Raw genomic sequence first — 13,979 nt, 5'->3', positions numbered from 1 at the left:
GGCTAGGCAGCGCCGTCGTCGGGGACCTCGACCGTGGTCGTGACGACCGGCTCTGTGGTGGTCGGCGGCTGCGTCGTCGTCGGCTCTGTCGTCGTCGGTGTCGTTGTCCGCGTGGTGGTGGTCGTGGGTGAGGTGGTCGTCGTCGTTGTTGTCGTGGTGGTGGGGCTGGTGGTGGTCGTGGTGGGTGCCGTCGTGGTCGTGCTCGGCGGTGGTGGCGGCGGAGCCACGACGGTGGTGGTCTGCTGGCCGTCAGGTCCGACGGTCACGGTGGTCACCGGCTCAGGTGGTGGGCCTGCCGGAGAGGGTTCCATGGAGTAGGTGGTGCTGGTCTCGGTCACCGGGGACGAATCCCCGGTGCCGCTCGTCAGCGTCACGGCAAGCCCGCCTGCCGCGAGCAGCGCCGCAGCCGCGGCCGCACCGAACAGGATCGGCGGGCGCTTGTACCAGGGGAGCGGCGGCGGTTCGGCGTCGTACATCTCCTCTTCGTGGCTGAACTCGACGGGCGGGCGGGCGCCCACGGCACCCGGCTCCGTCTCGTAGCCGTAGTCGGCACCGGTGTATGGCACCGGTTCGTTGGGGGGCGCGTCGTCCTGCGACCAGGCCAACGCACGGAAGGTCGCCGAGTCGGGGCTGTCGGCGGCCGATTGCGCTGCGGTTGCACCTGCCGCGGCGGCCGCCGCTGCAGCCGCGCCGGCTGCTCCTGCCCCCCACGCGGCCGGAGCCAACCCGGTCGGGACATCGGCGGCAGCCACTCCGGGAGCCATACCGGTCGGCGCACCCGCCTCGGCGACGTGATCGCCGAGCAGCACCGCCCCGGTCGCCACATCGAGCTGGGGCTGCGGGGTGGTCACCACGGGCGCCCGCAACCGCTCGGAGAGGCGCTGGGTTACCAGCGGGATCGCGGCACCGCCCCCGACGGTCGCCACCGCGGCCACGCTCGACAGGGCAATGTTGTTGCGCTGCAAGGTGTCTTCGACGCCAGCGAGAAATCCTGCGAGCGGGTCGGAGATGAGTTGTTCCAGCTCGGGGCGGGTCACCCGGACATCGGAGGTGAACCCGGGCAGTTCAGCGGACACCACTGCAGCCGTTTCGGCGGACAACCGTTCCTTGGCCTGACGGCATTCGCCGCGCAGGCGGGCCAATGATCCGACCGCGGCGGTACCTGCCGGGTCGGCATCATTGGCCGACGCGATGCCGCTCAGCACATGGTTGAGCAGGGCCTGGTCGATCTGATCGCCCGAGAAATCCGGGTAGCGCACGGTCTGGCCGATGACGCCGAAACCGGCGCCCGCATCTGCCAGCGTCACGCTGGTGCCGCTGCCGCCGAAGTCGCACAGCACCACGACACCTTCTGCGGGCAGACCGGGATTGACGCGCAACGCTTCCAGTGCCGTCAGGAAATCGGGGACCAGTGCCGCGGGGACGCCGTCGGGCGCCAAGGCAGGCTTGCCGCGCAATGCTGCGCGCAGCGCGCCGACGGTGCCAGCGCCCCAGTGGGCGGGCACCGCGATCACGACGGGCGCGCCGCCGCCGGCCGCCCGGGCCATCACATCGAGCGCCTCGGCCAGCACCAACTCGCCGCGATGCTGGGATCCGTCGGCCGCCACGATGGGCACCGGATCGCCCACTCGCTCGACGAAGCCGGTCAGCGCCAAGCCATCGCCGCTACGCTCGCCGACTTCGGGGGCGCGGTCGTGGGACAGGGTGAGGATCGATCGGCGAATCACCGGTGTGCGGCCTTCGCGGGCTGCCACCAGGTTGGTCATCCCGATCGACAACCCCAGTGAGTCGGTCATCAGGCGTCACTCCTGTTGTCTGGGCCGTCCCTCACCATAGCGGCTGGTCCCCCCACGGCCCGGGATTGTTCCCCTAGTGGCTTAAATCCCCTAACGCCGAGTCCCCTAATGCCTCTGCGTGAGGGGTGGGTTCGGCACCGATCCCAGCGGGGCCGCCGCTGGATAGCATCGATTCAACAAGGAGGTAAGTCATGGCAAATACGTTGCTCGACTTTGTCATGTCGCTGGTGCGTGATCCGGAGGCCGCTGCCCGCTACGCGGCCGATCCGGCTCAGGCTATCGCCGCTGCCGACCTGACCGATGTGACCAGTGCCGATGTCAACAACCTGATTCCGGTGGTATCGGAATCGTTGTCGATGTCGGCGCCCACCGGCGGGCTCGATGCGTTCGGCGCCGAGCCGGGCGGCAATGTCTGGGCGAGCGGTGCCGCGACGGCCGCGTTCGATGCGTTCGGCGACCACATTCCGGCCGATGTCGGCCAGGAATCGATCGGACAGATCATCGAGCAGCCACAGGAGGCGGTGTCCTCGGGACTCGAGGCCCTGGCCGACGCCGGGCTCACCGACGGCGCGTTCGACGAGGCGTCTCTGCAGATCAGCGAACCGGTCATCGGCGAGGTCCCGATCGAGGATCCGGTGATCGCAGACGATTGGGCGCAGCCCGTCGTCGACGAGACATCCCACCCCGACGCGGCCGGATTCGACATCTTCGACTGACCCGACACGCACCAACACAAAGCGCACGGCCATCCGGTCGTGCGCTTTGTTGTTTTCACCTGCGCAAACGCCAATCCCCTACAAACCCCCTAATCCCCTAACGGGGTGCCGCCACACACCCCGGACCGCCCTGAGGCGAGGAGGGGATCGGGCCCCGTTTCCGGGGGGCTGGCGAGTCCATAACGTGGTCTCCAGATCGCCGGAAGGCCCGGCGGGGAACTCCAAAGGTTTTCCCAGCAACATCCGAAAGGTTGGAGAAATGACCTCTCTGATCGACTTCATCCTCGACCTGTTCCGCAGCCCGGCCTCGGCGGCATCGTTCATCGCCGACCCGGACGGCAGCCTGCGTGACGCCGGCCTGCCGAACGTGACCGCGGCCCAGCTGCACGCCGTCGCGGCCACCGCGGCCCCGGCCGGCGTGCTGCTCGGTGGTGGCAACCCGGTGGTGGGCCTGCAGCGCGCAGTCGCCGACCACCACAACATCCCGGCACAGTTCTCGGCTCCGATCGCCTCGCCGTTCTCGCCGCAGACGCAGTTCGCCCCGGATGTGGCCAGCCACAACGACACCGACTTCGCCAGCAACAACGACGTGCCGATCATGAGCCCCAACCAGGACGCCGGTGCGAACGCCCAGCAGGGTGCGTTCAACCTCGGCTTCGGTGACATCACCCTGGGCGACAAGAGCACCAACACCGCAACCAACGGCGGCGTGGTGGTCGACGGCGACAACGACGGCGACATCGTCAGCGGCGACGGCGCCGTGCTCGGTGACGGCAACACCATGAACAACGGCGACATCCTGGCCGGCTCCGGCTCCAACGTCGTCGTCGGCAAGGACAACGAGGTCGAGGACAACTCGCAGACCGCCGGTGGCGATCTGATCTCCGACAACGAGGGTCCGGTCATCAGTGACGTCGACATGAGCGGCGGCCACGGTGGCGGTGCCAGCGGCGGTGACAGCCTGATCGGCATCGGCAGCGGTACCGCGGTCGGTGGCGACGGCGGCAACGCCGGCTCGATCATCATCGATGACAACGACACCAACCTGGTCGGTGGAAACCAGACCGAGGTCGGCGGGGACTGGGGCAGCGACAACACCCAGGACAACTCGGTGAACACCGCTGTCGAGACCGAAACGACCACGACCGTCGAGGACAACTCCTCGAGCTACGAGTCGAACATCGGGTCGGGCAACGAGACCGCGATCGCGTCGGGCAACGACATCGCCTCCGATAACGAGACGGCGTTCGCGTCGGGCAACGAGACGGCGTTCGCCTCGGGTAACGAGACGAACACCAACACCGAGATCGCGTCCGACAACAACACCGCGTTCGACCCGTTCTGATCCGACACAACCGAATAACGCAGCTGGCGGGGACCATCCGAGGTGGTCCCCGCCAGTTCGCGCGCTTACCGTTGAGGCCGGCAGGAGGGAACATCCATGACGCAGGCGAATGACCCGCGAAGGGTCAAGGTGATCGTCGAGCTCATCGACCATGCCGGCAAGATCGCCGCTGCGAACGACCGCCACGATCTGGTCGAGCGGCTGCGGGCGGCAAAGGACCGGATCAACGACCCGCAGATCCGTGTGGTCATCGCCGGCCAGCTCAAGCAGGGTAAGAGTCATCTGCTCAACTCGCTGCTGAACATCCCCGTCGCCCGGGTCGGGGACGACGAGAGCACTGTGCTGGCGACCGTGGTGTCCTACGGCGAGCAGGCGTCCGCGCGGCTCGTGGTGGCCCGGCCCGACGGTGCCGAACCCGAGTTGATCGAGATCCCCCCGTCCGACGTCACCAAAGACCTGCGCCGCGCCCCGCAAGCCGGCGGGCGCGAGGTGCTGCGGATCGAAGTGACCGCCCCCAGCCCGTTGCTCAAGGGCGGGTTGGCGTTCGTCGACACCCCCGGCGTGGGCGGACACGGCCAGCCACACTTGTCGGCGACACTGGGCCTGCTGCCCGACGCGGACGCCATGCTGATGGTCAGCGACACCAGCCAGGAGTTCACCGAGCCGGAGATGACGTTCATCCGGCAGGCGCTCGAAATCTGTCCGCTGGCAACGATTGTCGCGACCAAGACCGACCTCTACCCGCACTGGCGCCAGATCGTCGACGCGAATACCGCGCACCTGCAGCGGGCGGGCATATCGACCCCAGTGACGCCAGTTTCTTCGGCACTGCGCAGCCATGCCATCCAGCTCAACGACAAGGAACTCAACGAGGAATCGAACTTCCCGGCGATCGTGAAGTTCCTCTCCGAGCGGGTGTTGTCCCGGGAGAACGACCGCATCCGCGATCACGTGGTCGCCGAAGTCCATTCGGCCGCAGAGCATCTGCTGCTCGCGGTGGAGTCCGAATTGTCGTCGTTCAACGATCCCGGTGCCCGCGAGCGCCTCACCGCGGACCTGGAGCGTCGCAAGCAGGAAGCCCAGGACGCGCTGCAGCAGACGGCCCTGTGGCAGCAGGTGCTCAGCGACGGTATCGCCGACCTGACCGCGGACGTCGACCACGATCTGCGACACCGGTTCCGGAACATCACCGCCCATACCGAGAAGGTCATCGACACCACCGATCCGACCCTGCACTGGGCCGAGATCGGCGCCGAGCTGGAGGAGGCGGTGGCCACCGCGGTCGGGGACAACTTCGTGTGGGCCTATCAGCGGGCCGAAGCGCTGGCCGCCGAGGTGGCCAGGACCTTCACCGAGGCGGGTCTGGATGCAGTGCAGATGCCGCAGATCGACGCCCGCGATATGGGTGCGGGGTTCGGCGAGTTCAAGTCTCTGGCCAAGTTGGAGGCCAAGCCGATCAAGGCGGGCCACAAGGTGGTCACCGGGATGCGCGGGTCCTACGGTGGCGTGCTGATGTTCGGCATGCTCACCTCGTTCGCCGGGCTGGGCATGTTCAACCCGCTGTCCCTGGGCGCCGGCCTGGTGCTGGGCCGCAAGGCCTACAAGGAGGACATGGAGAACCGCATGCTGCGGGTGCGCAACGAGGCGAAGACCAACATGCGCAAGTTCGTCGACGATGTCGCGTTCGTCGTCGGCAAGGAATCCCGCGACCGGCTCAAGGGCATCCAACGTCAACTTCGCGACCACTACCGCGAGATCGCCAACCAGACCACCCGCTCGCTCAACGAGTCGCTGCAGGCCACGCTGGCCGCGGCGAAGGTTGAGGAGAACGAACGCAACACCCGCGTCAAGGAATTGGAGCGGCAGCGCAACATCCTCAAGCAGGTCGTCGACCACGCCCAGAAGCTGGCGAACGAGCCCCAATTAAGCTCGAAGGGTTAATCGCCGTTGAAAGGTTGGGTTCCACAGCGTGAGCACGGGCGATCAGGTGCGCGCGATTCTGGGTGGCACCATCCAGGCGTATCGAGGCGACCCGGCCTACCGGAACCGTCCTGACGTGCACAACGAGCTGGACCGCATCGGGCGCCGGCTCAACCAACCGATCCGCATCGCTCTGGCCGGGACGTTGAAGGCCGGCAAATCCACCTTGGTCAATGCTCTTGTCGGCGAGGACATCGCACCCACCGACGCCACCGAGGCGACCCGCATCGTCACCTGGTTCCGACACGGCCCCACGCCGAAGGTGACGGCCAATCACCGCGGCGGCAGACGCTCCAACGTGCCGATCGCCCGCGACCCCCACGACCGGGGGCTGACGTTCAGCTTCGCCGGACTGGACCCGGTCGATGTGGTCGACCTCGACGTGGAGTGGCCGGCTGCCGAGCTGATCGACACCACGATCATCGACACCCCGGGCACCTCGTCGCTGTCGCGGGATGTGTCCGAACGCACGCACCGGCTGTTGGTACCCGAGGACGGCGTGCCCCGCGTCGACGCCGTGGTGTTTCTGCTGCGCACGCTCAATGCCGCTGACATCGCGCTGCTCAAGCAGATCGGTGAACTGGTCGGCGGCTCGTCGGGTGCGCTCGGCGTCATCGGGGTGGCGTCGCGGGCCGACGAGATCGGCGCGGGCCGTATCGACGCGATGATGTCGGCCTCCGACGTCGCCAAGCGGTTCACCGCGGAGATGGACAAGACCGGAATCTGCCAAGCCGTCGTGCCGGTTTCCGGGCTACTCGCGCTGACCGCCCGCACGCTGCGGCAGAGCGAGTTTGTCGCGTTGGAAAAACTGGCCGGGTCCGACGCGGGCGAGCTGGCCAAGGCGATGCTGTCGGTAGACCGCTTTGTGCGCGAGGACAGCTCGTTTCCCGTGGACGCCGCGACGCGGGCAGCGCTGCTGGACCGGTTCGGCATGTTCGGCATCAGGATCTCGATCGCGGTGCTGCGCGCCGGGGTGTCCGACTCCGTCGCGCTGGCCGACGAACTGCTGGAACGCAGCGGCCTGATCGCCCTGCGTGACGTCATCGACCAGCAGTTCGCGCAACGGTCCGAGCTTTTGAAGGCACACACGGCGCTGCTGTCGCTGCGACAGTTCGTGCAGCACAACCCCATCTACGCCACGCCGTACATCCTCGCCGACATCGACCCGCTGCTGGCCGATACTCACGCGTTCGAAGAACTGCGGTTGCTGAGTCAGCTGCGGTCCCGGCCGACGACGCTCACCGACGACGAGATGGCCTCGCTGCGCCGCATCATCGGCGGCTCGGGCACCGACGCCGCCAGCAGGCTCGGGCTGCAGCCCGACACGCCATACGACGGGCCGCGGGCCGCCTTCGCCGCGGCGCAACGCTGGCGACGGCGCGCCGAGCATCCGCTCAACGATCCGTTCACCACCCGCGCCTGCCGGGCGGCGGTGCGCAGCGCCGAGGCGCTGGTCGCCGAATATTCGACCCGCCATTAACGAATCGGGCCGCCCCGGCGACATAGAAGGTATGCGTGATTGCCTGGGGTTGTCGGTTGGGGCGACCAATCTTGTAGCGGTCACCGACCAGGGGCCGATCGTCTGGCCGTCCGTTGTCAGCGTTGCCGGGCCGGGCTTGGAGATCAGCGACTTCGTCGACCGTGTCGGTGATCCCGTGCCGATCGTCGCGGCCGATGGTTCGGCACACCGCGGTGAGCATCTGTTGGCCGATGCCGTCGAGGCGATGACTCGCGCGGTGAGCCCGGTCCGACGCCCGGACGTGTCTGTGCTTGCGGTGCCGGCGCATTGGCGGCCCGCGGCGTACGCCGCGGCGCGGGCAGCACTGCCGGGGGTGCGCGTGGTCGCCGACTCCGTGGCGGCACTGACGGCGATCCAGGCACACCCGGGTCTGCCGGCCCGGGGAGTGGTCGCATTGTGCGACTTCGGAGCATCCGGTACCAGCCTCACCCTGGCCGACGCCGAAGCGGGGTTTGCGACCATCGGCCAGACCGTGCGATACCACGATTTCTCCGGTGATCTGATCGACCAGGAGGTGCTGCGTCACGTCCTGGCCGCATTGGACGCGGAGCCGTCGGGCACCGCTGCAGTCGCCGCGCTGACGCGCCTGCGCGAGCAATGCCGAACCGCCAAGGAACAGCTGAGCCATCAGAGCGCCGCGGGTCTGATCGGCCCGGTGCCGGGTAGCACGATCAGGCTGACCCGCGCCGAGCTGGAGGCCGTGGTCGCCGAACCGCTGGCCGGTGTGATCGATGCCTTGCTGGACCTGTTGCGCCGCAACGGCATTCATCCGGCCGCGTTGTCTGCATTGGTCACCGTGGGTGGCGGAGCGCGGATACCCGTTGTCACCCAACGACTTTCAGAAGCTCTCCGAATGCCGGTGACGACCGTTCCGCAAGCTCAGGTGATCGCAGCCGTCGGGGCAGGGCTCCTGGCGCGCCGCGGCGAGGACGAGACTGCGACCCGGCAGGCCGTGGTGGCGCCCTCGCTGGAGGCCGGCACCGCGACTGTGGCGGCGCCGGCCGCGCTGGCGTGGTCGGCGGTCGACAACGTCGCCGAGGTCTCCGAATTCATCCCGGAATCCGTGTCGGCGGATTCGGCCCGTCCCGAGTTCGTGTTCTCCGACGTCGAACCCGACGTCGCCGCAGAACCGGGTTCGCCGTGGTACCGCCGCGGCGGTGTGGTGCTGTACGCCGCGGTGTTCCTCGCCGTGGTCGGAACCGTCGGCCTGGTCCTGTCCGCGCGTGCCGACAGGCTGGAAGCGTCGTCGACTGCAGCGTTGACGCCGCAGACCGTGCCCGCCGAGTCGCCACTTGCGCAGTCTGTGCCCGGCCCGCCGACACGGACCGTGGTTGTGCGGGATCCTTCCGGCTCGGCGCCCGCCGCACAGACCGCGCCCCGCGCCGCGGCCGCTCCGCGGTTGGTCCAGAGCGGACAAGCCGCACCGGCCCCACGGGTAGTGCCACGTCCGGCGCCTGCCGCGCCCCGGCCGGCTCCCCGGCCTGCTGCTCCGCGGCCTGTCGCCCCGCCGCCCGCATGGCGGCCTGCGCCGTTGCCACAGCTACCTGTGCCGCAGTTGCCGATGCCGCAGCTGCCGCAGTTGCCGATCCCGACTTTTGTGCCGCCGACGTCAACGGTGCCTGCGCCGTCACCTACACCTACTCCGACGCCGGTGCCGGAACCCGAGCCCACGCAAGCGCCCGAACCGGAACCAACGCAAGTGCCCGAGCCGGAGCCGGAGCCCACTGTGGCCCCGGAACCGGAGCCGACTGTGGCCCCGGAACCGAAGCCGGAGCCGACGCAAGAACCCGAGCCCGCACCGGAGCCCCCTCCCGAACCTGAGGCCACGCAAGCGCCTGAGCCCGCACCTGAGCCAACGGCGACGTCTACTCCGCCATCACCGTGAGCGCCAGTTAGAGCACGTCAACACGTAGGAACATCGTCACTACGCCGCGGGTTGCGGTCACTATCAAGCACGAATCCTCGGCGTAGATGCGTCTCGGAGAACACCTCCGTTCGGTGTGACCATCCTTGTCAGGCGCCACCCTCTTCGGGCGGTGCTGTCGTCGTTTCGGTGACGGTGGTCGTCGTGACCGTGGTGGTCGGCTCGGTCGTCGTAGTCGTAGTTGGCGGCGGGGTCGTCGTGGTGGTGGTCGGGGCGACCGACGTCGTCGTCTGAGGGACGGTCTCGGTGACGGTCTCCGTAGGCGGCGGAGCCACTGGCACGACGGCCGACGTGGTGGTGGTCGGGGTGGTCGACGTCGTTGTCGTCGTAGTGGTGGAGGGCGTGTCCGAGGAGAACAGCTGCACCAGCGCGTAGATGACCAGGGCGGCGATCACCGCGCCGAGGGCACCCAAGCCGACCAGTGCGGCGGGTTTGCGATACCAGGGTTCGGGTTCGGGTTCGAGCGGTTCAGTCGGCTGTGCGCCGTAGTCGCCGTAGCTCGGTGAATACTGAGTCGGCTCGTCGTCGGAGTAGTTGTTCGACACGCAGACCGATGTTAGGCGTCGTCAGTTGACGGACCCCGGATACAGCGTGCGTGTCACGTTTGTGCGCGGCCGGCTTCGACTGGTCGGGGATTCGCCCTCTTCAGTTTCCGTGCGGGTGCGCGGCGGCACCGTCGGGGTCGACGACTCCGGGGTGGTAGATGGCGACGTCTCCGATGGCGAGGTCCCGGACGTCGTGCCGGAAACATCGGTGGGCGGGTCGATGTCGGTGGTGATCGGCAGCCTGGTGCTGGTGATGGTTCCGGTCGTCGTGGCTGTCGTGCTCGTCGTCGTGGTGGACCGAAACGTCGGATCGATGAACTCGGTGGGCGCTTGCTGCGGCTGGTCCGCATTGCTTGTCAGGGTCACCAGGCCCCACACCACCAGGGCGATCACGGTGAGCGCGGCCACGCTCGCGCTGAGCACCGCCGGTGTCGAGTGATGCCAGGGCGGTTCGGGTGTTTGCCCTTGGTCATCGCGGTCACCGGTCACGGGCTCCGATACTAATGCCGGGTCCTGTGCCCGGCTCCGCTCAGCTCCGCTCAGCTCAGCTCAGCTGACGCACGACCTCGGTGGCGAATATCTCCAAGTGGTCCAGATCGCCCATATCGAGCAGTTGCAGGTAGACGCGCTCGACGCCGGCCTCGATGAACGGGCCCAGCTTGTCGACGATCTCCGCGGGCGTCCCGACCAGCGGTGAATTGCTGCGGAGTTCGTCCACCTCGCGGTTGATGGCGGCGGCGCGTTTGGCGATGCCTGCTTCGTCGCGGCCCGCGCACACCACGAACGCGGCCGAGTACGTCATCGAGTCGGCGGGGCGGCCGGCGTCGGCGACCGCGGCGGCCACGCGCTCGAACTGGGTCTTGACGGTGTCCAGGGGCACGAACGGCACGTTGAACTCGGCGGCGAATTCGCCCGCCAGTGCCGGGGTCCGCTTTGCGCCCATCCCGCCGATGATGATCGGCGGATGCGGCGTCTGCGCGGGCTTGGGGAGCGCGGGGGAGTTCGCGACGGTGTAGTGCTGGCCGTCATGGTTGAAGGTCTCGCCGACGGGTGTGGTCCACAGGCCGGTGAGTATGCGCAGCTGTTCGGTGAGCCGGTCGAAGCGTTCGCCCAGCGGCGGGAACGGGATCGCGTAAGCCTGGTGCTCCTCCTCGAACCACCCGGCGCCGAGGCCTAATTCGACACGGCCACTGCTCATTTCGTCGACTTGAGCCACGGAGATGGCCAGCGGTCCTGGATGGCGGAAGGTGGCGGAGGTGACCATTGTCCCGAGCCGGACCGTCGTGGTCTCGCGTGCGATCCCGGCCAGCGTGACCCATGAATCAGTGGGCCCGGGCAGGCCGTCACCGCTCATCGCCACATAGTGGTCAGACCTGAAGAAGGCCGAGTAGCCGAGGGCTTCAGCTGCGCGGGCAACCGCGAGCTGATCGGAGTAAGTAGCACCTTGCTGGGGTTCGACGAATACACGGAAATCCACGCATGCCAGCCTATCGGCGATCGCAAACCCCGCGCGTCGATCCCTCGCCCGGTATCGGCCTGCTTCCGCGAGCCACCTAGTTGTTGGTCGGTGGTGCCTGCGGTTGGAAGGGCTGGTACCACCACCATTGGGCGCGTTCGCCGGTGGGTCCGGGATAGGGCGCGACTGCAGGTGGGAGTGTGGTCGGTGGACGTGCCAGCGATCCGCCGCTCAGTGGCCGCCCGGCATGGTCGGCGACGACGAGGTGGTGGGCGGGTCCGGTGATGGTGATGACTCCGCGATGGTGTGCCCGGTGGTGGTAGGGGCACACCAGTACGAGGTTGTCGAGTTCGGTGAGACCGCCGTCCTCCCAGTGCACGATGTGGTGGGCGTGTAGACCGCGGGTGGCGGCGCAGCCGGGTACCGCGCAGCAGCGGTCGCGATGCTCGAGGGCGCGACGCAGCCGGCGGTTGACGGTTCGGGTGGTCCGTCCTGATCCGATCACTTGGCCGTGGCGTTGGAACCAGACCTCGCAGGTGGCATCGCAGCTCAGGTATTGGCGGTCGTCGTCGGTCAGCAGCGGACCCAGATGCAGTGCGGCGGTGTGCTTGTCGATGTCGAGGTGCATGACGACGGTGGTGTGTTGGCCGTGGGGGCGCCGGGCCACGTCGGTGTCCCAGCCGGCTTCGATGAGGCTCATGAACGCATCGACGGTGTCGGGGAACGGGGGCGCCTGCTCTGTTGCCGGGTCACCCGCCTGGTGATCGCGGTTCCAGTCGGCGATCTGGGCGTCCCGGTGCGATGCGTGGGCGGCATCGAATTTCGCCGCCTCCACTCGTGGTAGCCGGATTGTGTAGGTGGTGTAGCCGTCGCCCTCGGTTCGGGTGAACGACCGCTGCGGTTCGGGTTTCGGTTCGGGTTCGGGGCGTGGTTCCAGCTTGACTGCGGTGCGCAGTTGGGTGACGGTGGCCACGGCGGCCAGTTCGGCGTAGTGCTCATCGGATCCATCGGCGGCGCGCTGCGCGATGACGCCGACCTGATCGAGCGACAGTCGGCCCTCCCGCATGCCTTGCGCGCAGTGGGGGAATTCCTCGAGCCGACGCGCGACCGCGACGACGGTCTCGGCGTTGCGCGGTGTGACGCCGGTTTTCCAGGCCACCAATGCGGGGATCGAGCGGGCGCCGGTGGAGCCGCACAGCTCGTCGCGTTCCATTTCGGCGACGATCTCCACGATGCGAGCGTCGATCGCGTTGCGCTGACCGCACAACTCCGAGATCTCGTCGAACAACGTCTCCAAACGTTGATTGGGGCACGCCTCAGTGGGGAAAGAGGCTGCGGCCGATGACATAACCTGATTGTCGCAGGGGGGTACGACAAGTTTGGGTGCCGCCGCGATCCGACAGGTCAACCCGCTGTGACTACCGCGAATCCAATTCGTGCGCCAAGTCGGCGATCTCTAGAGCCCCCGTCGCGCAGAGCGCAGCGCGGCGACGGCGTCGTCGTCACCGGCGAATGTCACCTGGGCTTGCTCGCGGCCGGCGGCGAACATCAGCAGTTCCCCAGGCGCCCCGGTGACCGTCACCTCTGGACCGTTCCCGACGGTGGCCAGGGTCTTGCCGTCGGGCGCGGTCAGCTTCACCCGCGCCGGGGACTTTCCCATCGCCATGCGCGCCATCGTTGCGACCTGCCGGGTCAGTGCGTTCACTGTGGCGTTGTCGAGAACCCTTGGCTCCCAGCCTGGTTGCGCGCGGCGGACGTCCTCGTTGTGGATGAACATCTCCGCGACGTTGACCAGAGGGTCCAGCAGTTTGAACGGCGAGTACAGGGGTGGCCCCGCGGCGATGCGGTCTACCAGCGTGGACCAGTCGGTGGAGTCGGTCACCTGCTGCTGGACCTTGGCGGTGTAGCCGGCCAGCTGCGGCACCATGATGCCAGGTGCGGCATCCAGCCGGCGCTCCCGGACCACCAGGTGGGCGGCCAGATCACGGGTCGTCCAGCCTTCGCAGAGGGTGGGGGCGTCCGGGCCGGCGGCGCGCATGGATTCGACGAGTGCGGCACGTTCCCGCTGGGCTATTGACATGCGCGATCCGCCTCCGGCTCCTCGCTTGAAGTCATAGCCTCAACTCTAGAAGGTTTCGACCCCCTCGACAGCGATGACCATTCCGTGGCCGCTGCTGTCGTTGGTGAAGCGGGTGCCCTCGCTGCTGGCCTCGATGGTCCAGCCCACCGCGGTGTACGTGCGGTAGTCGAGCGTCACGGCCGGGATGGCGCCGAGATTCCCGAGCACCCATTGCATTTCACCGTCAGCGCTGACCCTCACCCCGTTGGCCGGCGATCCGTCGATGTCGGGTGCGTTCGTGAAGTCCGACTCGCAGCCGACGTCCTGTTTGGACAGCTGGCAGCGGGTCTTGCCGGATTTGGTCTGGATGAAGACGTACCCGTTCTCCGGATCCAGCGGGGTGGCTCCGGCCGGGGGCTTGGCGCTCGGCGGCGCCGCGACGGTCGTGCTGGGCGGTGGAGCGGGGCTGGACCGCGTCGGGCGGGCGGTCGGGAAGCTCGGCTCGGTCGGGGACTGTGGGCTGGTGACGGGTGAACCCTCGATATCGGATCGGCAGCCGGTCAACACGACGCCCGCGGTCAGCAGGCATCCCAGGAGTAGCCACCCTTTCATCGGGGTCAAGGCTACTCAGCGTGTGGC

General features: G+C 68.1%; 12 protein-coding genes. 6 read left to right on the top strand and 6 right to left on the bottom strand.

What is annotated here, in order from left to right; all coding sequences use genetic code 11:
* Positions 1-2: 2 nt before the first annotated feature.
* On the bottom strand, positions 3-1,796 hold the full coding sequence (locus ABQF30_RS27990; RefSeq protein WP_448470013.1) for an Hsp70 family protein: 1,794 nt from the start codon (positions 1,794-1,796) through the stop codon (positions 3-5).
* A 191-nt stretch (positions 1,797-1,987) separates the two neighbouring features.
* Here ABQF30_RS27990 and ABQF30_RS27985 point away from each other — a divergent pair, with 191 nt between their 5' ends.
* From ABQF30_RS27985 to ABQF30_RS27965, 5 genes are all read left to right on the top strand, one after another.
* Complete coding sequence (locus ABQF30_RS27985; protein ID WP_448470011.1) at positions 1,988-2,512, top strand: Rv0340 family IniB-related protein; 525 nt, start codon at positions 1,988-1,990, stop codon at positions 2,510-2,512.
* Between the two features lie 259 nt (positions 2,513-2,771).
* The gene (locus ABQF30_RS27980; protein ID WP_448470009.1) at positions 2,772-3,857 is read left to right on the top strand and encodes an IniB N-terminal domain-containing protein; all 1,086 of its coding nucleotides are present in this window, start codon (positions 2,772-2,774) and stop codon (positions 3,855-3,857) included.
* A gap of 96 nt (positions 3,858-3,953) precedes the next feature.
* Positions 3,954-5,798 carry an isoniazid-induced dynamin-like GTPase IniA gene (iniA, locus tag ABQF30_RS27975; RefSeq protein WP_448470007.1) on the top strand — a complete coding sequence of 615 codons (1,845 nt, stop codon included), beginning with the start codon at positions 3,954-3,956 and terminating at the stop codon, positions 5,796-5,798.
* 28 nt (positions 5,799-5,826) lie between these two features.
* The gene (locus ABQF30_RS27970; RefSeq protein ID WP_448470005.1) at positions 5,827-7,317 is read left to right on the top strand and encodes a dynamin family protein; all 1,491 of its coding nucleotides are present in this window, start codon (positions 5,827-5,829) and stop codon (positions 7,315-7,317) included.
* A gap of 31 nt (positions 7,318-7,348) precedes the next feature.
* Complete coding sequence (locus ABQF30_RS27965; protein WP_448470003.1) at positions 7,349-9,241, top strand: Hsp70 family protein; 1,893 nt, start codon at positions 7,349-7,351, stop codon at positions 9,239-9,241.
* A 128-nt stretch (positions 9,242-9,369) separates the two neighbouring features.
* Here the strand turns inward: ABQF30_RS27965 and ABQF30_RS27960 are convergent, their stop codons facing one another.
* A complete protein-coding gene (locus tag ABQF30_RS27960) occupies positions 9,370-9,825 on the bottom strand; it encodes a hypothetical protein (RefSeq protein ID WP_448470001.1) in 456 nt (151 codons plus the stop codon).
* A gap of 46 nt (positions 9,826-9,871) precedes the next feature.
* On the opposite strand from ABQF30_RS27960, the gene ABQF30_RS27955 reads away from it, so the two are divergent.
* A complete protein-coding gene (locus tag ABQF30_RS27955; protein WP_448469999.1) occupies positions 9,872-10,264 on the top strand; it encodes a hypothetical protein in 393 nt (130 codons plus the stop codon).
* Positions 10,265-10,369: 105 nt separating this feature from the next.
* On the opposite strand, the gene ABQF30_RS27950 is transcribed toward ABQF30_RS27955, so the two are convergent.
* The 4 genes from ABQF30_RS27950 to ABQF30_RS27935 all read right to left on the bottom strand — a co-directional run bounded on the left by ABQF30_RS27950 (position 10,370) and on the right by ABQF30_RS27935 (position 13,952).
* Positions 10,370-11,302 carry an LLM class F420-dependent oxidoreductase gene (locus tag ABQF30_RS27950; protein WP_448469997.1) on the bottom strand — a complete coding sequence of 311 codons (933 nt, stop codon included), beginning with the start codon at positions 11,300-11,302 and terminating at the stop codon, positions 10,370-10,372.
* Positions 11,303-11,378: 76 nt separating this feature from the next.
* A complete protein-coding gene (locus tag ABQF30_RS27945; RefSeq protein ID WP_448469996.1) occupies positions 11,379-12,629 on the bottom strand; it encodes an HNH endonuclease signature motif containing protein in 1,251 nt (416 codons plus the stop codon).
* A gap of 108 nt (positions 12,630-12,737) precedes the next feature.
* Positions 12,738-13,361: a TIGR03085 family metal-binding protein gene (locus tag ABQF30_RS27940; RefSeq protein WP_448469994.1), complete on the bottom strand. Its 624-nt coding sequence runs from the start codon at positions 13,359-13,361 to the stop codon at positions 12,738-12,740.
* Between the two features lie 45 nt (positions 13,362-13,406).
* The gene (locus tag ABQF30_RS27935) at positions 13,407-13,952 is read right to left on the bottom strand and encodes a hypothetical protein (RefSeq protein WP_448469992.1); all 546 of its coding nucleotides are present in this window, start codon (positions 13,950-13,952) and stop codon (positions 13,407-13,409) included.
* Positions 13,953-13,979: the final 27 nt, after the last annotated feature.

This window comes from Mycolicibacterium sp. XJ870 (assembly GCF_053483975.1).
This window is presented reverse-complemented; position numbering and strand designations above follow the sequence as displayed.